The sequence below is a fragment of the Aphanothece microscopica RSMan92 genome (genome assembly GCF_046613545.2).
In the GTDB taxonomy this organism is placed as follows: domain Bacteria; phylum Cyanobacteriota; class Cyanobacteriia; order PCC-6307; family Cyanobiaceae; genus NIES-981.
The window spans coordinates 72,781-97,929 of record NZ_JBKKKY020000002.1; the positions used below are offsets into that span (position 1 = coordinate 72,781).

26 protein-coding genes, 4 tRNA genes and 1 other RNA gene are annotated in these 25,149 nt (G+C 71.4%); 13 read left to right on the forward strand and 18 right to left on the reverse strand.

Annotated features, from left to right (window positions below; all coding sequences use genetic code 11):
* Window positions 1–16: 16 nt before the first annotated feature.
* From ACLD7X_RS00975 to ACLD7X_RS00985, 3 genes are all read left to right on the forward strand, one after another.
* Window positions 17–101, forward strand: a tRNA-Ser gene (locus tag ACLD7X_RS00975).
* A 319-nt stretch (window positions 102–420) separates the two neighbouring features.
* The gene (locus ACLD7X_RS00980) at window positions 421–666 is read left to right on the forward strand and encodes a hypothetical protein (protein ID WP_411421573.1); all 246 of its coding nucleotides are present in this window, start codon (window positions 421–423) and stop codon (window positions 664–666) included.
* Between the two features lie 23 nt (window positions 667–689).
* Window positions 690–998, forward strand: a complete 309-nt coding sequence (locus ACLD7X_RS00985; RefSeq protein ID WP_411421574.1) for a YciI family protein — start codon at window positions 690–692, stop codon at window positions 996–998.
* A gap of 26 nt (window positions 999–1,024) precedes the next feature.
* Here the strand turns inward: ACLD7X_RS00985 and ACLD7X_RS00990 are convergent, their stop codons facing one another.
* From ACLD7X_RS00990 to ACLD7X_RS01015, 6 genes are all read right to left on the reverse strand, one after another.
* Window positions 1,025–1,267 (reverse strand): hypothetical protein, encoded by a 243-nt coding sequence (locus ACLD7X_RS00990; protein ID WP_411421575.1) that lies wholly within the window; start codon window positions 1,265–1,267, stop codon window positions 1,025–1,027.
* A gap of 49 nt (window positions 1,268–1,316) precedes the next feature.
* Complete coding sequence (gene cbiB / locus ACLD7X_RS00995; protein ID WP_411421576.1) at window positions 1,317–2,357, reverse strand: adenosylcobinamide-phosphate synthase CbiB; 1,041 nt, start codon at window positions 2,355–2,357, stop codon at window positions 1,317–1,319.
* Between the two features lie 28 nt (window positions 2,358–2,385).
* Window positions 2,386–3,381, reverse strand: coding sequence for a ketol-acid reductoisomerase (gene ilvC / locus ACLD7X_RS01000; RefSeq protein ID WP_411421577.1), 996 nt, complete (start codon window positions 3,379–3,381; stop codon window positions 2,386–2,388).
* Between the two features lie 69 nt (window positions 3,382–3,450).
* Entirely contained in the window at window positions 3,451–4,053 is a 603-nt protein-coding gene (locus tag ACLD7X_RS01005; RefSeq protein ID WP_411421578.1) for an ATP-dependent Clp protease proteolytic subunit, read from the reverse strand.
* A gap of 72 nt (window positions 4,054–4,125) precedes the next feature.
* Entirely contained in the window at window positions 4,126–4,824 is a 699-nt protein-coding gene (locus ACLD7X_RS01010; protein ID WP_411421579.1) for an ATP-dependent Clp protease proteolytic subunit, read from the reverse strand.
* A gap of 31 nt (window positions 4,825–4,855) precedes the next feature.
* Window positions 4,856–6,031: a PIN/TRAM domain-containing protein gene (locus ACLD7X_RS01015; RefSeq protein WP_411421580.1), complete on the reverse strand. Its 1,176-nt coding sequence runs from the start codon at window positions 6,029–6,031 to the stop codon at window positions 4,856–4,858.
* A 100-nt stretch (window positions 6,032–6,131) separates the two neighbouring features.
* Here ACLD7X_RS01015 and hemW point away from each other — a divergent pair, with 100 nt between their 5' ends.
* A complete protein-coding gene (hemW, locus tag ACLD7X_RS01020; protein ID WP_411421581.1) occupies window positions 6,132–7,448 on the forward strand; it encodes a radical SAM family heme chaperone HemW in 1,317 nt (438 codons plus the stop codon).
* Here the strand turns inward: hemW and panB are convergent.
* Window positions 7,336–8,154, reverse strand: a complete 819-nt coding sequence (gene panB / locus ACLD7X_RS01025; RefSeq protein WP_411421582.1) for a 3-methyl-2-oxobutanoate hydroxymethyltransferase — start codon at window positions 8,152–8,154, stop codon at window positions 7,336–7,338. The genes hemW and panB overlap by 113 nt on opposite strands.
* 40 nt (window positions 8,155–8,194) lie before the next feature.
* Here panB and ffs point away from each other — a divergent pair.
* Window positions 8,195–8,291: signal recognition particle sRNA small type (gene ffs / locus ACLD7X_RS01030), an RNA gene on the forward strand.
* 169 nt (window positions 8,292–8,460) lie between these two features.
* Here ffs and ftsZ read toward each other — a convergent pair.
* The 5 genes from ftsZ to miaB all read right to left on the reverse strand — a co-directional run bounded on the left by ftsZ (window position 8,461) and on the right by miaB (window position 13,624).
* Window positions 8,461–9,675, reverse strand: coding sequence for a cell division protein FtsZ (gene ftsZ / locus ACLD7X_RS01035; protein WP_412006743.1), 1,215 nt, complete (start codon window positions 9,673–9,675; stop codon window positions 8,461–8,463).
* 184 nt (window positions 9,676–9,859) lie between these two features.
* Window positions 9,860–10,681: a cell division protein FtsQ/DivIB gene (locus tag ACLD7X_RS01040; RefSeq protein ID WP_411421583.1), complete on the reverse strand. Its 822-nt coding sequence runs from the start codon at window positions 10,679–10,681 to the stop codon at window positions 9,860–9,862.
* A complete protein-coding gene (locus ACLD7X_RS01045; protein ID WP_411421584.1) occupies window positions 10,678–11,088 on the reverse strand; it encodes a hypothetical protein in 411 nt (136 codons plus the stop codon). The genes ACLD7X_RS01040 and ACLD7X_RS01045 overlap by 4 nt, the downstream gene beginning before the upstream one ends.
* The gene (locus ACLD7X_RS01050; protein WP_411421585.1) at window positions 11,085–12,194 is read right to left on the reverse strand and encodes a D-alanine--D-alanine ligase family protein; all 1,110 of its coding nucleotides are present in this window, start codon (window positions 12,192–12,194) and stop codon (window positions 11,085–11,087) included. Before ACLD7X_RS01050 ends, ACLD7X_RS01045 begins: the two co-directional genes overlap by 4 nt.
* Before the next feature lie 29 nt (window positions 12,195–12,223).
* Window positions 12,224–13,624: a tRNA (N6-isopentenyl adenosine(37)-C2)-methylthiotransferase MiaB gene (miaB, locus tag ACLD7X_RS01055; RefSeq protein WP_411421586.1), complete on the reverse strand. Its 1,401-nt coding sequence runs from the start codon at window positions 13,622–13,624 to the stop codon at window positions 12,224–12,226.
* Window positions 13,625–13,719: 95 nt separating this feature from the next.
* Here miaB and ACLD7X_RS01060 point away from each other — a divergent pair, with 95 nt between their 5' ends.
* The gene (locus ACLD7X_RS01060; protein WP_411421587.1) at window positions 13,720–14,814 is read left to right on the forward strand and encodes an enolase C-terminal domain-like protein; all 1,095 of its coding nucleotides are present in this window, start codon (window positions 13,720–13,722) and stop codon (window positions 14,812–14,814) included.
* Between the two features lie 28 nt (window positions 14,815–14,842).
* Window positions 14,843–15,931, forward strand: a complete 1,089-nt coding sequence (locus tag ACLD7X_RS01065; RefSeq protein ID WP_412006742.1) for an N-acetyltransferase DgcN family protein — start codon at window positions 14,843–14,845, stop codon at window positions 15,929–15,931.
* Between the two features lie 21 nt (window positions 15,932–15,952).
* Here ACLD7X_RS01065 and ACLD7X_RS01070 read toward each other — a convergent pair.
* Window positions 15,953–16,025: transfer RNA gene (locus ACLD7X_RS01070), tRNA-His, on the reverse strand.
* 14 nt (window positions 16,026–16,039) lie between these two features.
* Between ACLD7X_RS01070 and ACLD7X_RS01075 the strand changes: the two genes are divergently transcribed.
* The 3 genes from ACLD7X_RS01075 to ACLD7X_RS01085 are packed head-to-tail and all read left to right on the forward strand — an operon-like array spanning window position 16,040 to window position 19,243.
* Window positions 16,040–16,540: a DUF4359 domain-containing protein gene (locus ACLD7X_RS01075; protein WP_411421588.1), complete on the forward strand. Its 501-nt coding sequence runs from the start codon at window positions 16,040–16,042 to the stop codon at window positions 16,538–16,540.
* Window positions 16,537–17,844: an amidohydrolase family protein gene (locus ACLD7X_RS01080; RefSeq protein WP_411421589.1), complete on the forward strand. Its 1,308-nt coding sequence runs from the start codon at window positions 16,537–16,539 to the stop codon at window positions 17,842–17,844. Before ACLD7X_RS01075 ends, ACLD7X_RS01080 begins: the two co-directional genes overlap by 4 nt.
* A complete protein-coding gene (locus ACLD7X_RS01085) occupies window positions 17,837–19,243 on the forward strand; it encodes an FAD-binding oxidoreductase (protein ID WP_411421590.1) in 1,407 nt (468 codons plus the stop codon). The genes ACLD7X_RS01080 and ACLD7X_RS01085 overlap by 8 nt, the downstream gene beginning before the upstream one ends.
* Here ACLD7X_RS01085 and ACLD7X_RS01090 read toward each other — a convergent pair.
* The 5 genes from ACLD7X_RS01090 to murA form a co-directional block, all read right to left on the reverse strand.
* On the reverse strand, window positions 19,240–19,818 hold the full coding sequence (locus ACLD7X_RS01090; RefSeq protein WP_411421591.1) for a pentapeptide repeat-containing protein: 579 nt from the start codon (window positions 19,816–19,818) through the stop codon (window positions 19,240–19,242). The two genes, ACLD7X_RS01085 and ACLD7X_RS01090, sit on opposite strands and share 4 nt — an antisense overlap.
* A gap of 19 nt (window positions 19,819–19,837) precedes the next feature.
* Window positions 19,838–21,091 carry a bifunctional folylpolyglutamate synthase/dihydrofolate synthase gene (locus ACLD7X_RS01095; RefSeq protein ID WP_411421592.1) on the reverse strand — a complete coding sequence of 418 codons (1,254 nt, stop codon included), beginning with the start codon at window positions 21,089–21,091 and terminating at the stop codon, window positions 19,838–19,840.
* On the reverse strand, window positions 21,084–22,316 hold the full coding sequence (locus ACLD7X_RS01100; protein ID WP_411421593.1) for an aspartate aminotransferase family protein: 1,233 nt from the start codon (window positions 22,314–22,316) through the stop codon (window positions 21,084–21,086). The genes ACLD7X_RS01095 and ACLD7X_RS01100 overlap by 8 nt, the downstream gene beginning before the upstream one ends.
* Before the next feature lie 8 nt (window positions 22,317–22,324).
* Window positions 22,325–22,406, reverse strand: a tRNA-Leu gene (locus tag ACLD7X_RS01105).
* A gap of 12 nt (window positions 22,407–22,418) precedes the next feature.
* Window positions 22,419–23,774 carry a UDP-N-acetylglucosamine 1-carboxyvinyltransferase gene (murA, locus tag ACLD7X_RS01110; RefSeq protein WP_411421594.1) on the reverse strand — a complete coding sequence of 452 codons (1,356 nt, stop codon included), beginning with the start codon at window positions 23,772–23,774 and terminating at the stop codon, window positions 22,419–22,421.
* A gap of 179 nt (window positions 23,775–23,953) precedes the next feature.
* Between murA and ACLD7X_RS01115 the strand changes: the two genes are divergently transcribed.
* The 3 genes from ACLD7X_RS01115 (at window position 23,954) to ACLD7X_RS01125 (ending at window position 25,127) form a co-directional block, all read left to right on the forward strand.
* Window positions 23,954–24,037: transfer RNA gene (locus ACLD7X_RS01115), tRNA-Leu, on the forward strand.
* Window positions 24,038–24,081: 44 nt separating this feature from the next.
* Window positions 24,082–24,297 carry a hypothetical protein gene (locus ACLD7X_RS01120; protein WP_412006741.1) on the forward strand — a complete coding sequence of 72 codons (216 nt, stop codon included), beginning with the start codon at window positions 24,082–24,084 and terminating at the stop codon, window positions 24,295–24,297.
* A gap of 20 nt (window positions 24,298–24,317) precedes the next feature.
* Entirely contained in the window at window positions 24,318–25,127 is an 810-nt protein-coding gene (locus ACLD7X_RS01125; RefSeq protein ID WP_411421596.1) for a TrmH family RNA methyltransferase, read from the forward strand.
* Window positions 25,128–25,149: the final 22 nt, after the last annotated feature.

Genomic DNA, 25,149 nt, shown 5'->3' on the forward strand with positions numbered 1-25,149 from the left:
CGCAGGGCCACCACCTGGAGAGGTGGCTGAGTGGTCGAAAGCGAACGACTCGAAATCGTTTGAAGGGCAACCTTCCGTGGGTTCGAATCCCACCCTCTCCGTTTCCGTTGCATCCGTTCCGGTCGCACGCTGCTGCGGCAGGCCTTCCGGCCGGTTCCGGTGGGCTCAGTTCCGGTTGCGCCGAAACAGGTTGCTCCGGAACAGGTCGCTCCGGGACAGGTTGCGCCGGAACAGGGCCCAACAGGGCTAACCCGTGCCAAAGGCCAAAAAAAAGCGAACACCGAGGGGTGTCCGCCGAGGAACGTCTTAATGAAAATCTTATTACAGACCGTGAACCCCCGTCCTCAGGGTTCTGCTGCCGCTGCGCCACCCCGACAGCGTGCCTAGTCTCATTGGAGAACCACGCAACAGGGGGCGGTGATGCGGATCACCCGGTGCGATGGGGAGTTCCTGGTCTCCCTCAACGCTCAGGAGGCCTCGCGTCTGATGGATGCCTGCGCCATGGTCGTGCTGGCGGCCGACTCGGTGCCCACCGCCACCCTGCCCAGCGCCATGGCCACCGTTCTGGGCGATCTCTTCGAGGGGCTGCGCGGCACCGGCACCTGTCCCGCCACCCCCGATCCCCTGGCCGTCGATCCCATGGCCGTCGACCATCCTGACGCCTGACGGCCTCCCCCTGCGTTCGGCCCATGCCCTGGTTCGTCAAGCTGGAGGAAGGCATCGTGCCGAAGCCGAGCTTCGATGTGGTGGTGCCGGAGCACCTCTCCTGGCTGGCGGAGCTCGAGCGCCGGGGTCACCGCCCGATGAGTGGCTACTGGGCTGATCGCCGCGGCTGCTCAGGCGATGGAGCCGGTGGCATGCTGCTGTTCTGGGCCGGCGACTGGGCGGAGGCCGAGGCCCTGGTGCGCCACGACCCCCTGATCCTGGCGGGATGTGTGCGCTGGACCCTGCACGAATGGGCCACGGTGTTCGGCGCAGGCCACCTCGACTCCCCCTGAGGCTGCCGGGTTCGAGCCCGGCCGGATCAGGAATGGAACAGGAGCACCAGTCCGGAACTGATCTGATGGAATTCCCGCTCCTCGCGGCTCAGGTCCAGGCCGACCTGCAGGGCTTCCTTGAGGGCGTCGTCGTAGGGGGGAGCGGTGGGGGCCTGGCCCGCATGCCACAGGGCCGCTATCCCCACCGGCGTGGCGTGCCAGCGAAAGCGAGGGGTGGTCCCGATGTCGGGCTCCTTCATCGCTTCTTCGAGGAGTTCGCGAATCGGCATGGGCCCATGGACGTGGGAAAAGCTTCGGCAGATCCGCCCTGCTGGGCAATCAGCTGAGAGCTTTCGTGATGAACGTCGCGCCGATCGCTGCCAGCACCGCCACCGCCAGCCAGAGCAGTTCGAGTCTTCGGCTGAGCCGGAGCATGGTGTCCACCGCTGCCCGCTCCGGCCTTGGGCATCCCGCCGCCAGCAGCGGTTTGCGGCTCCGCACTCCCCCATAGCTGTTGCTCCCGCCCAGCTGCACCTGCACGGCATGGGCATAGGCGGCCTGGGAGACCCCCGCGTTCGGCGAGGGGTCGGGTGCGCCGTCCTGAAGGGCTCGCTTCAGCAGGGCCAGGCCAGCGGGGAGGCCATGGCCCTGCACCAGCGGCAGGCTGAGGGCCACCAGCCGGCACGGAAGCCAGACCAGCAGGTCATCCAGGCGTGCCCCGGCGGTACCCAGCCAGGTGAGGCGTCCCCGCCGGTAGCCCAGCATGGAATCGAGCGTGCTGGCGGCCTTGAAGGCCCAGGCCAGGCTCAGGGGGCCGGGGGCCAGGGGCCAGAGGCCCATCACCCCTGCGCCCACCAGCATCCAGAACAGGGGGGCGAACAGTCCGTCCACGGCGTTCTCGCTGGCGGTCTCCGCCAGGGCGCGCAGGATCTCGCCCCGCCCCAGGCCCGCCGTGTCCCGACCCACGATCCAGCCGAGCGTCCGGCGGGCCGGTTCGAGCTGCGGCCCGCGCTCGTCGGGGGGGGCGGCGGCCGGGGGGAGGGCGTTCAGTACGGTCTGCACGCCCTGCTCCAGGCTGCGCCCGGCCAGGGCGCTCGCCAGGGCCACCACGAGCACGACGCGCCCGAGCGTGCCGACCAGGGACAGGCGCTCCACCATCCAGCCGGCCGTCGCGCTGAGGCCCACCACCGCCAGGGTGATGCCGATGCCGGCCAGCCGTAGCCGGCCGGGGCGATCGCCTGCCCAGTGCTCGGCGGCCCGGCGCAGGCCGCCGATCCACCAGCCCATCACCTGCACTGGATGCAGCCAGGCGCGGGGGTCACCGAGGACGCGGTCCAGGGCTGCGGCCGCCAGCACCAGCAGCAGGGGATCAGGGAGCATGTTCAGCTGGGGCGACTGCCCCAGCCGCTCAGGCGGCCTTCAGCCAGCTGAACATCGCGCGCAGGCCCTTGCCGACCTGCTCGATCGGATGCTGGGCATCGCGCTCGCGGATCCGGTTCATCTCGGGCTTGCCGGCCTCGCATTCCGCCACGAAGTTGCGGGCGAAGGTGCCGTCCTGGATGTCGGCCAGGATGCGCTTCATCTCGGCCTTGGTGTCGGCGGTGATCAGTCGCGGGCCGCTCACGTAGTCGCCGTACTCGGCGGTGTTGGAGATCGAGTCGCGCATGGCGGTGAGGCCGCCCTTGACCATCAGATCCACGATCAGCTTCACCTCGTGGAGGCACTCGAAGTAGGCCAGCTCGGGCTGGTAGCCCGCTTCCACGAGGGTCTCGAAGCCGGCCTTCACCAGTTCGCTCAGCCCGCCGCACAGCACGGCCTGCTCACCGAACAGGTCGGTCTCGGTCTCCTCCTTGAAGTTGGTTTCGAGGATGCCGGCCCGGGTGCCGCCGATCCCCTTCGCATAGGCCATGGCCAGGTCGCGGGCCTTGCCGCTGGCGTCCTGCTGCACGGCGAAGAGCGCCGGCACGCCCATGCCGTTCTGGTACTCCCAGCGCACGGTGTGGCCGGGACCCTTCGGCGCGATCATCACCACGTCCACATCGGCGGGGGGCTGGATCAGCCCGAAGCGGATGTTGAAGCCATGGGCGAAGCTCAGCACCTTGCCGGCGCTCAGGTGGGGCGCGATCTCCTTCTCGTAGATCGCCTTCTGGATCTCATCGGGCAGCAGCACCATGATCCAGTCGGCCTTGGCACAGGCGTCGGCGACGCTGAGCACCTCGAGGCCGTCGGCCCGGGCCTTCTCGGCCGAGCGGCTGCCTTCGTAGAGGCCGACCACCACGTTCACGCCGCTGTCCTTGAGGTTCAGGGCGTGGGCATGGCCCTGGGAGCCGTAGCCGATGATGGCCACCGTCTTGCCCTCCAGCAGGCTGAGATCGGCGTCGGAGTCGTAGAAGAGCTGGGCCATCCGGGCAGGTGCGCAGGCAGGGAGCAGGGATCGAGCTTACGCATGTGCCCGGCCCCGGTCCGGGCTGGTTCAGGCCTCGCTGGGATGGGCGATCACCCGGTCGATCAGGCCGTAGTCCTTGGCCTCGGCGGCGCTGAGGAAGTAGTCGCGGTCGGTGTCCTTCTCGATCTTCTCGAAGGGCTGGCCGGTCATCTCGGCCATGCTGTGGTTGAGCATGTCCTTGATCCGCAGGATCTCCTTCGCCTCGATCTCGATGTCACTGGCCTGGCGCTGGCTGGTGCCGCCCAGGGGCTGGTGGATCATGATCCGGCTGTGGGGCAGGGCGAGCCGCTTGCCCTTGGTGCCGGCGCCGAGCAGGAAGGCACCCATCGAGGCGGCCAGACCCACGCAGATGGTCACCACGTCACTCTTGACATACTGCATGGTGTCGTAGATCGCCAGACCGGCGGTCACCGATCCCCCCGGGGAGTTGATGTAGAGGTAGATCGGCTTGGAATTGTCGTCGGAGTCGAGGTAGAGCATCTGGGCGACCAGGGCATTGGCCACTGCGTCGTTGACCTCCGAGCCCAGAAACAGGATCCGCTCCACGCCCAGGCGGGTGTAGATGTCGACCCAGCGCTCGTACTGGCTGCCGGGCAGGCGGTAGGGAACGCTGGGGGTGCCGATGGGCATGGCTTGGAAGCGGCGGGTCGGGGATGGAAAGGGGAAAAGGGGCGGGGCTGGAGCCGGCTGGGCTGGGTGGGCTCAGCCGATCCCGGCAGGGCTGCGGTCGGCGGCGAGCGGCACGCCCTCCGGCAGCTCCTTCTGGCTGGTGAGCACCCGGTCGATCAGGCCGTAGTCCCTGGCCTGCTCGGCGGTGAGGTAGGTCATCCGGTCGGAGTCCCTGGAGAGCTCCTCGACGCTCTTGCCGGTGTTCTCGGCCAGCATCTCGAGCATGGTGCGCTTGTTGTGCAGCACTTCCTGGGCCCGGATCTGAATGTCGCTGGCCTGGCCCCGGGCGCCGCTGCGGGGCTGGTGCAGCACGATCGTCGCGTGGGGCAGGGCGGCGCGCTGGCCCTTGGTGCCGGCGCTGAGGATCATCGCGGCGGTGCCCATGGCCTGGCCGATGCAGATCGTGTGCACCGGTGGTTTCACGTAGCGGATGGTGTCGGCGATGGCGAAGGCCTCGGTCTCGAAGCCGATCGCGTCGCCGGTGAACCAGGAGGTGCCGGTGGAGTTGATGTAGAAGAAGATCGGCTTCTCCGGGTTGTCGAACTCCAGATAGAGCAGCTGGGCAATGATCAGCTCCGTCACGTCGATGCCCATCTGCCGCTTGGCCTCGTCGTCGCTGAACAGCGGCAGGCCGAGGTAGACGATCCGCTCCTTGAGCAGCAGCGAGGGCAGGTCCGGTGGTGGCGTGCGCATCACGGCGGAATCGCCGTAGTAGGGGGCTGACACCGACATCCGTGGACCCTGGCAGGCACTGGGCTGGAGCCTAGCGGGGGGGCCTCGGCTTGCGCTTGCCGTTGCCGGGATCCCTGCGCGGGGGCCGAGCCTCGACGCCGTGGCCGTCGCCCTCCGCCTCCGCCGCGGCCGCCGGCTGCATCACCGCCTCGCTGCGGGCGAAGACGATCCTGCCGGTCGGGTTCTGGAGGGCTCCGGTGACGATCACCGGCAGGCGCTCGCCGATGCGGTCCCGGGCTCCCTCCACCACCACCATGGTGCCGTCATCGAGGTAGCCCACCCCCTGGTCGGCCTCCTTGCCCTCCCGGGCGATCTTGAGCTGGAGTTCATCGCCCGGCTGCACCTCGGGCCGCAGGGCGATCACCAGTTCACTGAGGTTGAGCACCCGCAGCCCCTTCACCTCCGCCACCTTGGCCAGGTTGTAGTCGGCCGTGAGCAGGGTGCCGCCGGTGTCGGCGGTGAGGGCCTGGAGCTTGTCGTCCACCCCCTTGCCCTCGTAGCGGGTGCTGTTGATCACGAGCCGGCGTCCGTACTGGTCGCGCAGTTCACTGAGCAGCTTCAGGCCGCGGCGGCCCCGGCCCCGCTTCTCGGCGTTGGCGGAGTCGGCCAGGGCCTGGAGCTCATCGATCACGCTCTGGGCCACGATCACCTGCCCCTCCAGCAGTCCGGAATCCAGCAGGCCCCGGATGCGGCCGTCGATGATCACGCTGGTGTCGAGAATCTTGGCGGTGGCGGGCTGCAGCACCCCCTCGGCCACCAGCAGGGCCTCGGTGCTGCCCGGGCTGAACAGGCGCAGCAGGGTTCGGCCGTGCACCTCGGCGAGGTTGTAGCCCGACACGCCGAAGAACACGTTGCTGAGCACGGCGGCCAGCGGCTTGACGAACACCACCTCCCAGGGAAGGGGCAGCAGCAGGATCGGGGCGAGCAGCAGGTTGGCCACCAGCAGGCCGAGGATCAGGCCCACGGCCCGGCTGATCAGCAGGTCGGTGGGCATGCTGCGCACCTGCTGCATGAGCCGCCGCCGCAGCTGGGAGAAAAAAAAGCCGGCGATCAGACCGAAGAAGGCGCCGAATCCCCCCAGCACGGTGCGCAGGCCCTCGGGCCTGTCCACCTGCAGCAGCAGGTGCTCTGGCAGCAGATCGACGCCGAGCCAGCCGGCGGCGGCGCCGGAGATCACGAACAGGATCAGGATGAGGGAGTCCACCATTCCCGCCTTGCGTGGCTGCCCGATCAATCCACATGGCAGCATGCCTGAAACCGGGACATTTGGCCGGAGGGGGTAACCGCCCTTGATCGGACCCGCACCGTTGAGCGCGTCAGACGCGGTGTGCCAACCCCTGGCCTGGCCGCCCCGCAGTGCCTACCTCCACATCCCCTTCTGCCACCGGCGCTGCTTCTACTGTGATTTTCCCGTGGTCCCCCTGGGTGACAGGGCCGGCGCCGTTCCGGGCCAGCCCGGGGCAGCCTCGATCGCGACCTATCTCGCCCTGCTGCGGCGGGAGATCGCCCTCGGCCCGGCGGGGCCGCCCCTGAGCACGGTGTACCTCGGCGGGGGCACGCCCTCGCTGCTCGAGCCGGCCCAGGTGGGCACCCTGCTGGAGGATCTGGACGGACAGTTCGGCCTGGCGGCCGCGGCGGAGATCACCCTCGAACTGGATCCGGCCAGCTTCGACCGGCAACGGCTGGCCGGTTACCTGGCGGCTGGCGTCAACCGCGTGAGCCTGGGAGGCCAGAGCTTCGATGATGCGGTGCTCCTGGACCTGGGCCGCCGCCACCGCGGGGCTGACCTGCGGCAGGCGGCGGGGTGGCTGGCCCAGGCCCGTGCCCGGGGGGCGCTGCGCAGCTGGAGTCTGGATCTGATCCAGGCGGTGCCGGGCCAGACCCTCGCAGCCTGGCGTCAGCAGCTGCGCCAGGCCGCGACCCTGGAGCCGCCCCACCTCTCGGTCTACGACCTCACGATCGAGCCGGGCACCGTGTTCGCCCGCCGCGAGGCCCTGGGTGAGCTGGAGCTGCCGGATCCCGATCTCGCCGCCGATCTGATGGAGCTCACCTGGTCAGAGCTGGAAGCCGCCGGCTACGGGCACTACGAGATTTCCAACTACGCCATCCCCGGCCATGCCTCCCGGCACAACCGGGTGTACTGGAGCGGCGCCGGCTGGTGGGGCTTCGGACTCGGGGCCACGGCAGCCCCCGACGGCCGGCGCCAGGCGCGCCCCCGCACCCGTGCGGCCTATGCGGCCTGGCTGGAGGCCCTGGCCGAGGGGCAGGGGGGAGCGCAGCCTGGACGGCAGCCGGCCGGCGCCCTGCCCCTCGATGAACGGCTCCTGGTGGGCCTTCGGCGCCGGGAGGGGGTGAGGCTGCCCCGCCTGCTGCAGGAGGCCGGTCTGGACCCCCCAGCCGTGGATGGGGCGCTGGCTGCCCTGGCGGCACGGCTCCGGCCGTGGCTGCAGCGCGGACTGCTGCTGGTGGAGGGTTCGCGATGGCGACTCAGCGATCCCGCCGGCCTGGCGCTCAGCAATGCGGTGTTGCGGGAGCTGTTGGTCTGGTGGGATGGGGCTGGGATGCCAGCCAGCGACGCAGGGCCTCCACCGCCAGGCTGCGGCCCGGAATCAGCGGGGGGCTGAAGGGCGGCTGGCGGCTGGTGAGGCCCAGCAGGTCGGCGGTGACCCGCACCTGGCCGTCGCAGTCCTCCCCGGCCCCGATGCCGATCACCGGGATGCTCAGGCTGCGGCTGAGCTCACCGGCCAGGTCGGCCGGCACGTGTTCGATCACCAGGGCGAAGCAGCCGGCTTCCTCCAGGGCGCGGCCGTCGCGCAGCAGCCGCTGGCGGCTGGCCGCGTCGTTGCCCTGTCGCCGGTAGCCGGTGCGATGCACCGCCTGGGGGGTGAGGCCCAGATGCCCCATCACGGGGATCCCACTGCGGACCAGCCGATCGATCACGGCCAGGGTCTCGGGTTCAGCGCCCTCCAGCTTCACGCCGGCGGCGGGGGTCTCCTTGAGCACCCGCCCAGCCGCCGCCACGGCGTCATCGGCGCTGCACTGGTAGGTGAGGAACGGCAGATCGCAGATCAGCAAAGGCTCCTGGCCGCTCGAGCAGGCACTGGCCATCCCCCGTGCGGTGGCACGGCAGTGGTGGAGCATCTCGTCGAGCGTGACCGGCAGGGTGGTGGGGTGGCCCAGCACCACCATGGCGAGGGAATCCCCCACCAGCACCGCATCGGCGCCGGCCTCGGTGACCAGCGCGCCGGACAGGGCGTCCCAGGCGGTGAGCACGCTGATCGGCAGGCCAGCCTGCTTGCGTCGGGCCAGATCGGCAGGGCGCAGGGGCACGGTGCTCGGAAGGCGGGGAGGCCATTGCTAGCATCCACGCGACTCGGACCCACGCGGCCCTGACGCCCAAATCTGGTCAGGACCGGAAGGGAGCAGCCACACGGGATGCTCGGGGCAGGCGTGGATTCCGGGTCACCCTCTTCAGCCGGGCGCTCAGCCGCATCCGTGGCTCACCCCGCGGGAACTGACGACCCGGGAACTGACGACCCGGGAACTGACGGCGCGGATCGGGAGCTCACCACTCAGGAGTGGGGATGGTCAGGGGGCACATCCTGTGGGGTCTTCCAGGGCTGCTCCCGGGGCCGATCAGCTGTCCTGGTCGGAGCCCCTGCCCTGACGGTTGAGCAGGAAGGGGGGGATCTTGGCGCCGCGTTCTTCCGGCTGGGGGTTGAAGGCGGTGGCGCTGGTGAAGCTGACCGCGGGCCGCTCGGTGCGGTAGGCGGTGCCGCCGTCGAACCCCGTGGCGATCACGGTGACGTGGATCTCTCCCTCGAGGCGCTCGTCCACCACGGCCCCGACGATGATGTTGGCATCGGGATCGACCACCTCGTAGATGACCTCCGAGGCCGTGGTCATGTCCTCCAGGGTCATGTCCTTGCCGCCGCTGATGTTGATCACGCAGCCCTTCGCCCCATCGATCCGGGCGGACTCGAGCAGGGGGCTGGTCATGGCGGCCTGGGCGGCCTCGAGGGCGCGGCTGCGGCCGGAGCCCACACCGATCCCCAGCAGCGCTGTGCCGGCATCGGACATCACCGAGCGCACATCGGCGAAGTCCACGTTCACCAGACCGGGTTTGGTGATGATGTCGCTGATCCCCTTGACCCCCATGCGCAGCACGTCGTCGGCGGCGCGAAAGGCTTCGTTCAGGGGGGCGCCGGCGATGGCATCACGCAGCCGGTCGTTCGGGATCACGATCAGGGTGTCGACGTGCTCGGCCAGCCGAGCAATGCCCTCTTCGGCCTGCCGCAGCCGCTTGCGGCCCTCGAAGCCGAAGGGTTTGGTGACGATCCCCACGGTGAGCGCGCCGACCTCCTTGGCCACTTCGGCCAGGATCGGGGCGGCCCCGGTGCCGGTGCCACCCCCCATGCCGGCCGCAATGAAGACCAGATCGGCTCCCTCGAGGGATTCCTGCAGTTCGGCGCGCGATTCCTCCGCCGCCTTCTGGCCGATCACCGGATTGCCGCCGGCTCCGAGGCCACGGGTGAGCTTCTGACCCAGCTGGGTGCGTTTCTGCGCCGCTGACTGCAACAGGGCCTGGGCATCGGTGTTCAGCACCCGGTAGCCCAGCCCCTGGAGATCCGAGGCGATCATCCGGTTGACCGCATTGCTGCCTCCACCACCCACTCCGATCACCTCGATGCGGGCCGATTGGCTCGGAACGATGCCCGCAGGGGTGGGGGAGCTCTGGGTCATGACGGCACTGTGAAGGGAGGCACCGTTGGCGGTCAAGCCTTCAGCTTTCAAGGTGGAGATACCGGTATGGATCGGCGGCTCGAACAAAGTGCCGTCGTCTTGCGCCATGGGGCAGGATTACCGGTTAGCTGCGCAGCATTATGTCCGCAGTGAGGCTCCCTGAGTCCGCTGCCTGGCGTGTTTTGCTGGTTTGCTGGCACTGAGCGCTCGAATGGGCTTGCTCTGAACCTTTTCGATGGGCTCGCCCTGACCTTCCGGGCTCCCTGGCCGGGACCGCTCCGCCCGGGGCCCGTCAGGGGCTCTTGGCCGGAGTGGGTGCCGGACCGGCGATGGCGAGTTCGGGCTGTTCGGGATCGCTGAGATCCAGGCTCCTGAGCTGACGGCCCTTGAGCTGGGGCGGCAATTCCTTGACCAGGTGCTCCAGCACATTGAGGCGACGCTTGAGCTGGGCGTCGGCGGGGCCCAGCCGTACGTCGCCCAGGCTGGCGCTGCGCAGCCAGAGGGTTCCGGCCGGCTCGAACCGGATCTCGAGCAGGTCCTTGCCGAGGCTGGCCCGCTGCTCCAGCACCTCGGTGAGGGCGGCGCGGTGCCGGGGATGCCAGCCTTTCACCAGCAGTCCGGCGGCCTCCTCGCCATTCAGCAGCTGTCCCTGGCTGCTGTTCATCCACTGGCCGAGGCGGTCCACGTAGCCCTGTTCCATCCCGCGCGGGGTGCGGCGCTGGGCGCGGGCCACCGCCTCCCGGTCCACCAGGGTCACCCGCAGGCGCGGCGGGGCCATCAACCGGATCACCTGGACCTGCTCGACGGGCAGGGTCGCGGCGAGCTCGTCGGCGATCCGGCGGGGTTCCAGGCCGAGCAGCGTCTGGGGAAACCGCAGTTTCGCCGCCTGGATGACCTGATCGGCTTTCACCTGCCGGCTGCCGAGCACCTCCACCTGTTCCGGGCCGGTGAGGGTCCAGCCCTGGCGCAGCAGGCCGTAACCCAGAGCCGCCGCCAGCCCCGCCAACACCAGCAGGCGCCAGAGGTTGCGCAGCCGTTCGCGGCGCCGCTGCTGGCGCAGCTGGCGCCGCCGTTCGGCCCCGGGGGGAAGCGGACGGGTCTGGGTCTGGCTCACAGCTCGCAGCGGGAGCGGGCCATCAGCTCGTCGATCCAGCGACGGGCCCGCTCCGCGTCCGAGAAGGGGAGGTCCTTCTGCTGGCCGCCGCCCACGAGGCGCAGACGGCAGGCCCCCTGGGCCTCCTCGGTGAGGGGGGCCTCACCGGAACCCAGCGCCAGCAGCTCCACCAGCTCCAGCTGCTTGATCACGAAGCTGTCGCGCACCACGAGTTTGCCGGCCTCGAAACTGCTCCAGCTCAGGACGCCATCCAGGAGCCGGGCCGCACCGCAGCCATCGAGCTTGGCCAGTTCGGAGCCCTCCGCCCACTCGCGGAAGAGATGCTGACGGCGTCGCTCCAGCCACCCGAGGGTGGTGAGCAGCACGAACACCAGCAGCAGCGGCAGCCAGAGCAGCCCGTGACTCATACCGATGCGCCTCCATCCGGGGGGGAAGACTGCCACTCTCTCGCCCCCTGGATCAAGGCATCCACCAGGGTCGGCAGAGGCACACCCGTGGCCGCCCAGAGCATCGGGTACATGCTCTGGCTGGTGAAGCCGGGCAGGGTGTTGATCTCATTGATCCAGAGGGATCCGGAGGCCTCGGCGTAGAAGAAATCGACCCGGGCCAGCCCGGAGGCATTCACCGCCTCGCAGGCCTGCAGCGCCATGCGGCGCGCCTGGTCGGCGATCGCCGCCGGCACCTGGGCCGGGATCACCGTGTGGCTCTTGCCCTCGCTGTACTTGGTGTCGTAGTCGTACCAGTCCGCATCGAAGAGGATCTCCCCCAGCACCGAGGCGCTCAGGGGGCTGGGGCCGCCGCCGCGCACGGCGCACTCGAGTTCCCGGGCGGTCACCCCCTGTTCCACCACGACGCGGGGATCGAGCTGGACGGCGGCCAGCAGGCCGGCCCGGAGGGACGCCCGGTCGGTGGCCTTGCTGATGCCCACCGAGGAGCCCAGGTTGGCGGGCTTCACGAAGCAGGGATAGCCCAGATCGCCTTCGAGCCGATCGAGCAGCCCCTCGGGATCACGCTTCAGCTGGGCTTCGCTCACGCAGGCGTAGGGAACCTGCGGCAGGCCGGCGGCGGCAAAGGCGGCCTTCATGGCCTGCTTGTCCATGCCGACCGCCGAGCCCAGCACCCCGGAGCCGACGAAGGGCACCTGCATCAGGCTGAACAGTCCCTGGATCGTGCCGTCTTCTCCGTTGGGGCCATGCAGAACGGGAAACCACACCTCCATGGCCAGGGCGTGCGGCGGAAAGCCCTGGAAACCGCCCCGATCGCCCCCTGTGGCCAGCTGCTCCTCGCTGGCCGGGGTGCCCTGGGCCAGAACGGCATCGGCCAGATCCGGACCCCACCAGCGGCCGCGCCGGTCGATGTAGAAGCAGCTCACCGCATAGCGGTGGGCGTTGGCGCCCTCCCGCAGGGCGCCGGCCACGGTGATGGCCGAGCGGATGGCGATCGCATGCTCCCCGGAGGCCCCCCCGAAGATCAGACCGACCCGGATCGGCTTGGGGCTCGGGGCGGGGGTCATCGGGGCGCGGGTGCCGGCCGGGCTGGAACTCAGGCCAGTGTGCCGCTCAGGGAGAAGGCGCGCACCTCCTCGATGGACACGTTCACCAGATCGCCGGGTTCCAGTCCGCGACCATCCCGGCCCGATTCCGGGAGGGGGGCGCCGAAGAAGGTGAGCCGGTTGGTGCGGGTGCGGCCCATCCACTGGGCCGGGTCGCGGGGGTTGATCCCCTCCACCAGCACCTGCTCGACGCGCCCTCGGTAGCGTTCGCTGCGCTGGCGTGCCACGCGCTCCACCAGGGCGTTGAGCGCCTGGAGGCGCTCCACCTTCACCGCCTCGCTCAGCTGGTCCGGCCAGTCGGCGGCGGGGGTGTTGGGCCTCGGCGAGTAGGCGGCGGTGTTCACCTGGTCGAAGCCGATCTCCTCGACCAGCTCGAGCGTGCGGCGGTACTGGGCGTCGGTTTCGCCGGGGAAGGCCACGATCACATCGGCGCTGATCGCGGCGTCGGGCATGCGGCTGCGGATGCGCTCGATGATGCGGCGGTAGCGGTCCACCGTGTAGCCGCGGGCCATCGCCCTGAGCACGGCGTCGTCGCCGCTCTGGAAGGGGATGTGGAAGTGCTCGCACACCTTGGGCAGATCGGCGCAGGCGTCGATCAGCCGCTCGGTGAAGTAACGCGGGTGGCTGGTGGCGAAGCGGATCCGTTCGATCCCCTCCACGTCGTGCACGGCCTGCAGCAGGTCGGTGAGCGTGTGCTGCCGGCGGCCCTCCGGGGTGATGCCCGGCAGATCGCGGCCGTAGGCATCGATGTTCTGCCCCAGCAGGGTGATCTCCCTGAAGCCCCGGGCGGCCAGCCCCTCCATCTCCAGGCGGATGGCCTCGGGCAGGCGGGATTGCTCGCGGCCGCGCACCGAGGGCACCACGCAGTAGGTGCAGCGCTCGTTGCAGCCGTAGATCACGTTCACCCAGGCGCACACCTGGCTGTCGCGGCGGGCGGTGGTGATGTCCTCGAGGATGTGGTGCTCGCCGGTGGCCACCACCTGCTGCCCCTGCTCCACCTGCCCCAGCAGGGTGTCGAGCCGGTTGGCGTGCTGGGGGCCCATCACGAGATCCAGCTCGGGCACGCGCCGCAGCAGCGATTCCCCCTCCTGCTGGGCCACGCAGCCCGCCACCACCAGGGTGAGGTGGGGGTTGGCCCGTTTGCGCTGGGCCTGACGGCCCAGGTAGCTGTACACCTTCTGTTCCGCGTTGTCGCGGATCGTGCAGGTGTTGTAGAGCACCAGATCGGCTTCCAGCTCAGCGTTCGCCTCGCGGTAGCCCATGCCTTCGAGGATCCCGGCCATGCGCTCGGAATCCGCCTTGTTCATCTGGCAGCCGAAGGTGGTGATCCAGTAGCTGCCGCGCCCCGGGCCGCCGAGGGCGGGGGGCGCGCTGGGTTGGGTCGCCGTCATGGCACCAGTTTCCGGCATCGCGGGTCGGGTTCCAGGGCAGCCGGCCCATGCCAGCGTGACGGAGCCACCCCGCCCGGCTGGGGCCCGCCGATCCGATGCGCTGCCACCTGCGTCGCTTCCCCCTCACCAAGGCCGTGCCCCTGGCGATCAGCCGCGGCACCACCCACGCCGTGGACCACCTGCTGGTGGTGCTGGAGCACGACGGCATCCGGGGGATCGGCGAGACCGGCGGGCTGGACACGGGCCATCGCCGCTATGACACGGCCACCATCGCCTGGGAACTGGAGCAGCTGGCGCCCCGGCTGGACGGATGCTCGCCGGCCGCGTTCCAGGCCCTCGAGCCCCTGCTGGCGCCGCTGTCCCCCCCGGCCCGCTGCGGCGTGGATCTGGCCCTGCAGGACTGGCTGGGCCAGCGGCTCGGGGTTCCGCTCTGGCGGCTCTGGGGCCTGGATCCGGCAGCCTGTGTCGCCACCAGCGTGACCCTCGGGCTGGGCGAACCGGCGGTGGTGCTGGCGCGGCTCGAGCGCTGGTGGGAGCAGCTGCCGGCCACGCGAATCAAGCTCAAGCTGGGCAGTCCGGATGGGGTGGCCCACGACCTCGCCCTGCTCGACGCGGTGGTGATGGCCCTGGAGCAGCGGCGGCAGAACACCGGCGTGGCCTGTGAGCTGCAGGTGGATGCCAATGGTGGCTGGAGCCTGGAGACCGCCCGGGCGATGGCGCCGGTGCTGGCGGAACGCGGCGTGGTGCTGCTGGAGCAGCCCCTGCCGCCACTGCTGGATGGGGATGCGGATGCGGCCGGCTTCGCGGCTTTGCGCCCCGTCTGCCCGATTCCCCTGGTGGCCGATGAGAGCTGCTGGAACCTGGCGGACCTGCTCCGCCTGGCCCCCCATGTGGACGGCATCAACATCAAGCTGCTGAAGTGCGGCGGTCTGGCGGAGGGGCTGCTGATGGCCCAGGTCGCCCGCCGTCTGGATCTCGGGGTGATGCTCGGCTGCTACTCCGATGGGTCCCTGCTGAACGGGGCCGCGGCCCAGCTGCTGCCCCTGGTGCGCTGGCCCGATCTCGACAGCCACCTCAACCTGGTGGACGATCCGTTCTCGGGGCTGGAGCGCCGCGCTGACCAGCTGCTGCCGCCCTGCGGCGCCGGCCTGGGGATGTCCGCCCCAGACGCCTGGCTGGAGCCGTTCTGATGGAAAGTGGCCCAGTCGAGGTGGCCCCATGGAGGACCTGATCGCCCCCCTCCATCCCGCGGCGCCCCTGGTGCTGCTGCTGCATGGCGGCATGGACAACCTCTCCGGCAAGACCGGCCTGGCGATGCTGCGCTACCGGCCGGGGCCGATCGTGGCGGTGGTGGATCCGACCGGCGCCGGGCGGACGGTGAAGGAACTCAGCGGCATCGACCGCTCCGTGCCCGTGGTGGCCTCCCTCGCCGAGGCGCTCCCCTACGGCCCCGAGGTGGCGGTGGTCGGCCTGGCCCCGTCCGGGGGGCAGCTGCCCCCCGAGGTGCGGGCCGATCTGGCCGTCGCCCTGCGGTCGGGTCTCTCGGTGGCGAGCGGGCTGCACAGCCGCATCGGTGACGACCCCGAACTGGCCGCCCTGCGGCGGGATGGGGCGTGGATCTGGGATCTGCGGCAGGAGCCGGCAGGCCTGGTGGTGGCGGCGGCCCGGGCCGCCGCGCTCCCCTGCCGGCGCCTGCTGGCCGTGGGGTCCGACATGGCGGTGGGCAAGATGAGCGCCTGCCTGGAGCTGTTCGCCGAGGCGGGCCGGCGCGGGGTGGCGGCCCGCTTTGTGGGCACGGGCCAGGCGGGAATCCTGATCTCCGGCCGGGGTGTGCCGCTCGATGCCGTGCGCGTCGACTACGCCGCCGGGGCCGTGGAGGCTGCCGTGCTGGCGGCGGGGCGCGGGCTGCCGGCCTCCGGGCTGGTGCTGGTGGAGGGGCAGGGCTCCCTGTGCCATCCGGGATCCAGCGCCACCCTGCCGTTGATCCGGGGCAGCCAACCGACCGAACTGCTGCTGGTGCACCGTGCCGGCCAGCGGCACATCAAGGGACTGCCCGAGCTGCCGTTGCCCCCGCTGGGCGAGCTGATCGCCGCGGTGGAGGCCCTGGCGGCCCTGGGCCGCTCCGATGGTCAGCGCCCCAGGGTGCGCGCCATCGCCCTGAACACCGCACGGCTCGGCGAGGCGGAGGCCCGGCAGGCGATGGCGGACACGGCGGCGGCCACCGGGTTGCCCTGCGCGGATCCCGTGCGGCAGGGGGCGGCCGCGCTCTTCGATGGCCTGGGTCTGGAAACCTGGCCGGACACCTGATGAGGCCGGCAGGAAAAAGAGGGCGAGCGAGGGGATTCGAACCCCCGAATGGCGGCGCCACAAGCCGCTGCCTTAACCACTTGGCTACGCCCGCCGTGGTCCGCGCCAATGTACCAACCCGTGCTCAGGCCCGCCGCTGCGATCCACCCGTTCGGTGCCAACCTGGCTCAGCTGTCGCGCCCAGGATCCGGTCTGACCTCCGCCGCTCCCTCTCCCTGGCACTCGCCCTGGCTCGGCGGCACGGTGCTGCTGGCCGTCGCCGCAGGCGCCCTGGCCTGGAGCAACCCTGACCCGGCGGAGTTCGCCGACTATGCCGCGGGGCGTCTGGTCGGTGAGATCTCGCGCGAGTTCTGCGATGGGGACGCGCTCCCCACGATGCTGCGGCTCGCCCTGCCCAACTGCAGGGAGCTGGTGGCCTCCCAGCGCCAGGCGATCGGCGCCGTGGTGAGCCAGCAGACCCGGCGCACCAACCTGGGTCTGCTCAGCGTCTACCAGAGCGATCTGGGGGGCCAGCGGGTGCTGTCCTGGCAGGTGCCGCGCTACAGCACCACGGTGGTGGGGATCGCCGGTCAGTTCATCCTGGTCCGTGGTGGTGAATCCGCCCCATGAGCCACCCACCGGTCCAGACCCTGCGGCTGCGGGTGCCCCGCGCCCTGGTGGATGCCCGGCTGGAGGGGCTGGGGCCTGTGGATGGCGAGGGTCTGGTTCCCCTGGCGGTGAGCTGGGCCGGCGAGAGGATCACGGCCCTGGCCCCGCTGCCGCCGCAGGACCTCGCCGAGCCCCTGCCGCTCGCCCTGCCGCCGCTGGTGGAACCCCATGCCCACCTCGACAAGGCCTTCTCCGCACCGGCCCATCCCAACTGGGGCGGCACCATGGCCGGCGCCCTGGCCCGCAACCAGGAGGAATACGGCCGGCGCAGCGCGGCCCAGGTGCTGGAGCGCGGCGAGCGTGCCCTGCGGCTCGCCTGGAGCCAGGGCCTGCGGGCCATCCGCAGCCATGTCGACAGCGTCGGGCCGGCGGCCCTGGCCAGCTGGGAGGCCCTGCTGGAGCTGCGCCAGCGCTGGGCCGGCCGGGTGGATCTGCAGCTGGTGGCCCTGGCGCCTCTGGCCCACTGGCTGACGCCCCAGGGCCAGGAGCTGGCCCGCTGGGTGGCCGACCGGGGTGGGTGCCTCGGCGGGGTGCTGGGGCCCCCCTTCGCCACGACCCTGACCGATCGCGAAGCCCTGGCGGCTCTGCTCGATCGGGCCGAGTGCTTCGGCACCGCTGTGGATCTCCACGTCGATGAGGCGGAGGTGAAGCCCGGCCGGGGGGTGTCCCTGGTGGCCCGCCTGGCCCTGGAACAGCGCTGCGGCGTGCCGATTGTCTGCAGCCATGCCGCCAGCCTCGCCCTGCTTCCCGAGCGTGCCACCGACCGGCTGGCCGAGCAGGTGGCCGCCGCCGGGATCGGGGTGGTGGCCCTGCCCCTCACCAACCTCTGGCTGCTGGGACGTCGCCCCGGCCGCACCCCGCTGCTGCGGGTGCAGGCTCCGATCCGCAGCCTCCAGCGCGCCGGGGTGCGGGTGGCCCTGGGGGCCGACAACGTGCAGGACCCGTGGTTCCCGGGGGGCGATTTCGATCCGTTCGAGCTGCTGCGCCTGGCGGTGGTCACCAGCCACGTGATCCCGACCCTGCGCCAGGGCCTGGCCCCGTTCACCACGGCGGCGGCCCAGCTGCTGGGGCTGGCCTGGGATGGCGTGCTGCGTGAGGGCGCCCCGGCCGATCTGGTGGTGCTGGCCGCCACCGGCTGGAACGACCTGCTCGCCCGCACTCCCCGCCGGCGCGTGCTGCGGGCCGGCCGATGGCTCGAGCCGCCCGCCGCGGAGCAGCCCTCGCCGCTGCTGCAGGGGCTGGGAGCCCCGCCCGCCCGTGCCTGACGCCGCCCTGCCGCACCAGGCCAGGCTGCCGCCCCGGCCGGATCCGGCCCGGATGGCTGAGCTGGCGGCCGAGCTGGTCCACCAGGACCCTGGCCTGGAGCTGGTGGGGCCGGACCAGCCCGCCGAGCTGCAGCGTCTCTCCCACGACTTTCACGACTACTCGCCGGTGCTGGTGCCGCTGTTCCAGGACCGGCGGGCCCAGCTGGCGGTGCGGGCCCGCACGGTGGAGCAGGTGCAGGTGGTGGCGGCCGCCTGTGGGCGCCTGGCGGTGCCGCTGACGGTGCGGGGGGCGGGCACCGGCAACTACGGCCAGTGTGTGCCCCTGGCCGGGGGGGTGGTTCTCGAGCTCACCGGGCTCGATCGGCTACGCGCCTGCGATGCGGAGACCGGAGTGGTGGAGGTGGAGGCCGGTGCCCTGATGGCGGCGGTGGACCAGCAGCTGGCCCCCCGGGGCCGTGCCCTGCGGCTGATGCCGAGTACCTACCGCAGCGCCACGATCGGCGGCTTCGTCGCCGGGGGCTCCGGTGGGATCGGTTCGCTGCGCTGGGGCTTCCTGCGCGATCCGGGCAACCTGCTGGGCCTCGAGGTCGTGACCCTGGAGCCCGAACCCCGTCTGCTGCGGCTGGATGCCACCGGCAGCGCGCCGCTCAACCATGCCTACGGCACCAACGGCATCCTCACGGCCCTGCGTCTGCCCACCACCGAGGCCGTGCCCTGGCAGCAGCTGGTGGTGGGATTCGACGCCTGGGACCGGGCCCTGGCGGCGGCTGCGGCCCTGCCCGCCACGGCCCTGGTGCTCAATGCCCTCAGCCTGCTGGAGGCCCCGATCGCGGCCCGCTCCCCCTGGCCGGCCGGGTGTCCTGCCGCGGCCGCCGGCGAGCACCGCCTGCTGCTGCTGGCCGCGCCCGACACCCTCGAGGTGCTGCCGTCCTGGCTCGCCGAGCGGGGCGGCATCCTGCGCTGGCAGGCGCCCCAGGGCCAGAGCCGGGGCCTGCCGCTGCGGGAGCTCACCTGGAACCACACCACCCTCCACTGGCGGGCCCAGCAGGCCGGCTGGACCTACCTGCAGATGCTGCTGCCCCAGCCGGAAGCTGCCTGCCTGAACGCCCTGCGGGCCCGCTGGGGGGAGGACCTGCTCTGGCACCTCGAGGCGGTGCGGCAGCAGGGCGCGGCGCGGCTGGCGGCCCTGCCCCTGCTGCGCTGGCGTGGACCGGAGAGTCTGGCGGCGCTCCTGGCGCACTGCCGCGAGCTGGGGGCCTTCGTCTTCAACCCCCACGTGGTCACCGTCGAGGACGGCGGCCTCGGGGTGGTCGATGCGGACCAGGTGGCGGCCAAGGCCGCCTACGACCCGGCCGGTCTGCTCAATCCCGGCAAGCTGCGGGGTTGGCTGGAGCGCTAGCAGCCGAGGCTGAGCCGCGTGTCGGCCCCGGTGATCGGGTGGGTGCCCTCCGCCTCACGGCAGAGCTGGCGCTGGTCCGCCCGGTCGATCAGGGCATCGCTGAAGTCGGCGTTGGTGACCGTGGCGCCGCTGAAGTTGCTGCCGGAGGCGATCACCCCGCGGAGGTCGGCGCCGCTGAAGTCGGCGCCGCTGAAGTCCACCTTGTCCATCAGCACGCCGCTGAGGTCTGCCCCCACGAAGCGGGCCTCGGGGAAGGCCGCCTGGGTGAGGATGGCTCCGTGCAGGTTGGCGCCGGAGAAGTCGGCGTGGCGCCCCGCCGCCCCCGCGAAGGAGGTGTTCGCCAGGTCCTGGCCGCTGAAGTCCTGCTCGTTCTGGTTGGTGAGGGTGTAGTCGACCCCGGAGAACGCGGCCCAGGCGGGCAGGGCACCGGCCGTGAGGCTGCCCACCGCGACGCCCGCTGCAACGACCACCGCCACGACCATGGCCAAGCTCACCGTCACGCCAAACGTCACACCCACCGTGAGGATCCCCTGCAGGGGCTGGAGCAGCCGGGACCGGAGCGGACGGCGGGCCATGGCGCTGAGGCGTCTGCGCTCACTCTGGCGCGCTCGCCGCGAGCAGGTGGCCGATCAGGTACAGGGAGCCGGCCACCAGCACGGGCTGCCCGGAGCCCCCGGCGGCGGCCCTGCGGATCGCCTCCGACAGATCCTCGGCCTGCTCGAGCCCAACCCCCGCAGCGGGGCAGGCGTCCTGCAGCGCCGCCGCGGTCCAGGACGCATGACCCGGCACCGCCACGATCCAGGCCCGATCCCCCGGCCCCAGCAGGGCCTGCAGGATCTCCACCCCCTGCTTGTTGGCCAGCATGCCCAGCACCCACCGGCGGGGGCCCGGCCCCAGGCCATGCCGCTGGCCGTGCTGGTCGAGTTCCCGCCGCAGCCGCTGCGCCGCCGGCGGGTTGTGGGCGCCGTCGAGCAGCAGCGGAACGCCCAGCCGGTGGATCCGCTGCAGCCTTCCGGGCCAGCGGGCTGCGGCGAAGCCCCGGCGGATGGCCGCCTCGGGGATGGTCCAGCCCTGGGCGCGCAGGGCCCGCAGCATGCCGAGGGCCACGGCGGCGTTGAGCTGCTGCACGCCCCCCGGCAGGCCCAGGACCCACGCGCTGGGATCCAGCGGCTCCACCCACTCCAGCCTGGCGCCCATCCGCCGGGCCTGGGCGCCCAGCACCGCCGCCACCTCGGGCTGCTGGGGCCCGCTGACCGCCCAGGCTCCCGGCTGCAGCACCGCGGCCTTCTCGGCGGCGATGCTGGCCGCGTCCGGCCCGAGGAACTCGGCGTGATCCAGGCCGATCGAGGCGAAGCCGATCACCCGCCTGTCGGGGTGGCAGGTCGTGGCATCCAGCCGGCCGCCCAGGCCCACCTCCAGGACCACCAGGTCGAGCCCGGCCTCGGCGAAGGCCAGGAATGCGGCGGCCGTGACCAGTTCGAACGGGGTGAGGCCATGGCGCTGGGCCGCCGCGGCGGCCGCCTGCAGGTGGTGGCGCAGGCTGGCGGCGGCGATAGGTTCGGCCCCAGGTCGGATCCGCTCCGTCCAGCTCACCAGATGGGGGGAGGTGTAGAGCCCGGCCCGGAGTCCGGCGGCCAGCAGGGCCTGGTGGAGCAGGGTGCAGATCGATCCCTTGCCGTTGGTGCCGGCCACCTGGATCGCCGCGAACCGGCGCTCCGGGTGGCCCAGGTCCGCCAGGGCCGCCTGCAGGCGCTCCAGCCCCAGATCGACACCCCGGCGGCTGAAGGGCTCGATCAGGTCGGCGAAGTCGTCGGTGGCGCCCGGCAGGACGTCCGTGGTCTCAGCCAAGGCCGATCAGGGCCTTCTCGAGCCGCTCCACCGCCTGACGCACCTGGCGGGGCTGGATGGTCAGGGGGGGGACGAACCGCACCACATCGGCACCCGCCGGCACCACCAGCAGACCCTCCTCCAGGGCGGCCTTGACCACGGCCGGAGCCGGCGGGGCTTCAGGCCGCAGCACCAGGCCCTGGAGCAGGCCCCAGCCGCGCACGCCGGCCAGCTGCTGGGGGTGCCGCTTCACCAGATCCCCGAGGGTCTGCTGCAGCAGCTGGCCGGTGCGCTGCACGTGGCCGAGCAGCTGGCGCCGTTCGATCTCGGCCAGCACGGTGAGCCCAGCACGGCAGGCGAAGGGGTTGCCGCCGAAGGTGCTGGCGTGATCGCCGGGTCTGAAGTGATCCACCGCCCGCTTCACGGCGAGGGCGCCGATCGGGATGCCCCCGCCGAGCCCCTTGGCGAGGGTGAAGGCGTCGGGTTCGACTCCGAGGGTCTCGTAACCCCAGAGCCGGCCGCTGCGTCCCACGCCGATCTGAACCTCGTCGAAGACGAGCAGGATCCCCCGGGCATCGCAGAGCTCGCGCACCCGCTGGAAGAAGGCCCGATCCCCCGGATGCACCCCGCCCTCCCCCTGGAGGGGTTCGAGCAGCACGGCCGCGACCTGCGGGCCCTCCGCTTCGGAGGAGGCCAGCAGGGCTTCGAAGGCGGCCGTGTCGTTGTAGGGGAAGTAGCGGAAGCCGGAGACCATCGGTTCAAAGCCCCGGTGGTACTTGGGCTGTCCCGTTGCGGTGACCGCGGCGAGGGTGCGGCCATGGAAGCTGGCCTGGGCGGTGAGGATCAGGGGAGGGCGGGCTTCCGTTCCCTGGATCCCCCGCACCGTCTGGCCATGCTTGCGGGCCAGCTTGATGGCCGCTTCGTTGGCCTCCGCGCCGGAGTTGCAGAAGAACACCCGGTCGAAACAGCTCCGGGCGGTGATGGCGCCGGCCAGCTCTTCCTGCTCGGGGATGCGGTACAGATTGGAGACGTGCTGCAGCTTGCCCAGCTGGCGGTTCAGGGCGCGCCGCATCCGGGCGTCGCTGTGGCCCAGGGTGCAGACGGCGATGCCGGCGACGCAGTCGAGGTATCGCCTGCCCCGGTCGTCCCACACCCAGGCACCCCGCCCCCGGGTGAGGCTGATCGGGAAGCGGGCATAGGTGTCCATCACCGGATCGACCTGGCCGACCGGTGCTGCAGGGGGCACCTCAGCAGTGGGAGCGGTGGGACTCGAACCCACATGCCCGAAGGCGCTCGATTTTGAGTCGAGTCCGTCTACCAATTCCGGCACGCTCCCTCGAGCGCGAGCTTACGCGGCCAGGCTGGCCTGCAGGCTGGTCCTCGGGGCATCGGCCGCCGAGACGACCCGCTGGATCGAGGCCCCCACGGCGTTGAGCTTGTCCTCCAGACCGGCATAGCCCCGGTCGAGGAACTCCAGGCCCCGCACCGTGGTGATGCCTTCGGCCGCCAGACCGGCCAGCACCATCGCGGCGGAAGCCCGCAGATCGGTTCCCTGGACCGGGGCCCCGCTCAGCCTGCCCACCCCCTCGATGAAGGCGGTGTTGCTCTGCATGCGGATGGCGGCCCCCATGCGCTGCAGTTCGGCCACGTGCTGGAGCCGGTTCTCGAAGATGTTCTCAGTGATCACGCTGGTGCCCCGGGCCGTGGCCAGCAGGCTCATGAACGGGGCCTGCAGGTCGGTGGGGAAGCCGGGGAACGGCTGCGTGCGCAGGTCGACGGCCTGGATGACATCGGCCTTGATGGTGAGGCCGATGCCGTCGGGCTCCAGGGTGCAGCCGGCCTCCTCGAGCTTGGTGAGCACCGCCCCAAGGTGCTCCGGGATGACGGGGGTCACCCGCAGCTGGGAGCGGGTGATCGCTGCGGCGAGCAGCAGGGTTCCCGCCTCGATCCGGTCGGGGATGACGGCGTAATCGGCGCCATGGAGGCGGTCCACACCCACGATGGTGATCGTCGGGGTGCCGGCGCCGCGGACCCGCGCACCCATCGCCAGCAGCAGGCCCGCCAGGTCGATGACTTCGGGCTCCTGGGCCGCGTTGTCGATCACCGTCTCGCCGTCAGCGAGGACGGCGGCCATCATCAGGGTCTCGGTGGCACCGACGCTGGGACAGTCGAGGTGGATGCGGCTGCCGGTGAGGCGGTGACCACGCCCGGGCACCACGGCGGTGACGACCCCGTGTTCGATGGTGACCTGGGCGCCGAGGGCCTTGAGCCCCTTGACATGCTCGATGACGGGGCGGGTGCCGATCTGGCAGCCGCCGGGCAGCGGAACCTTCGCCATGCCCATGCGGGCCAGCAGGGGACCGATGCAGAAGAAGCTGGCCCGCAGGCTGTTGACCAGTTCATAGGGAGCGGTGGCGCTGTGAATCCCCGAACCGTCGAGGTCGAGGCTGTCGCCATCCCGGCTCACCCTGCCGCCGAGGCTGGTGAGCATCTCGCCCATGCCCGTGATGTCCGTCAGCGGGGGCACGTTGCGCAGCCGCACGGTGTCGCGGGTGAGCAGGCAGGCCGCCATCAGCACCAGGGCGGAATTCTTCGCACCACTCACCTGAACTTCGCCGCTCAGCCGGCGTCCGCCGCTGATCAGCAGCTGGGGATCAGGCGTCTCAGGGGTCGGGGTGGCGGCGTGAATGGCTGAATAGCTCATGATCAGGCCTTCCGGGCTCCCTGGTCGCCGCATCTTGACAACAAAACGTGAGACCGTCTAGACGGCCGCCGCGCGAACTGGCCTGACGGGCGCCGGGACAGCGCGGGGCCGGATCGGGGGCGGGCGGCTCCATGGCGTATCCTTTTCGGGTCGCTGAGCAGCAGCCACGCGGCAGCCACGCGGATGTGGCGGAATTGGTAGACGCGCTAGTTTCAGGTACTAGTGGCAGCAATGTCGTGGGAGTTCAAGTCTCCCCATCCGCATTTTCAATCTCATGATTCTCCTAAAAATATCCAACTCCTCCGAGGTGGTTGCCTCGAAGGTGGGCAAGTTTCTGGAGAGTCTCACCCCTGATGGCCTCGACCAGACCACCGTCGAGGACATCGTCCTGCGCAAGCTGATCGAGAACCTCCGCGCCGAAGGCATCAAGGGGGAGGTGGCGGCGGTGCGGGGCCTCGAGCTCGATGAGGCCGAGCTCGTCATGCACGACGCCCTGCGCGTGCGCCGCCACGAACGGTTCTGAACCCCGGATCGCACCTCCCCGTGGCCCCCTTGCCGGAGGTCATCGCCAGCCGCCGCAACCCTCTGGTGCGCCGGTTGCGGCAGCTTCACCAGCCCCGGGGCCGGCGGGAGCAGGGGCTCGCCCTGCTGGAGGGCACCCATCTGGTGGAGGAGGTGTCGCGCCTGGCCCTGGAACCCCGGGAGCTGGTCGCCACCCCGGCCTGGTTCGATGCCCACGCCGCCCTGCTGGAGGGGCTGGCCGGGTCGTGGCGTCCGGTCGCCGTGACCCCCGAGGTGCTGGACGCGGTGGCGACCACCGAGCACCCCGATGGGGTGGTGCTCACCCTGCCGCTGCCCACGCCCAGCTGGGGGCCGGCGCGGCCTGGCCTGGTGCTGGCGCTCGACGCCCTCCAGGATCCGGGCAATCTGGGCACGCTGATGCGCACCGCCCTGGCCGCCCAGGTGCAGGCCCTCTGGCTCGCCGAGGGGGCTGATCCGCTCCAGCCCAAGGTGCTGCGGGCCTCCGCCGGCGCCGCCCTCGCGCTGCCGACCCGCCGCTGCAGCCGTGCTGAGCTGGTGGACAAGCTCAACGCGCTGGCCGGACAGAGCGCCCTGCAGGTGGTGGCCACCCTGCCACCCCACAGCGGCGCCCTGCCCTACTGGCAGCTCGACTGGCGGCGTCCCACCGTGCTGCTGCTGGGGCAGGAGGGGGCGGGCCTGGCACCCGAGCTGGTGGAGCGGGCCACCCACCGGGTCACCATCCCCCACAGCGCCGCCGTGGAGTCCCTGAATGTGGCGGTGGCCGCGGCGCCTCTGCTGCTGGAGCGGTGGCGGCAGCAGGCCGAATCCTGACGCGCGGCCTGCGACGGGGGAG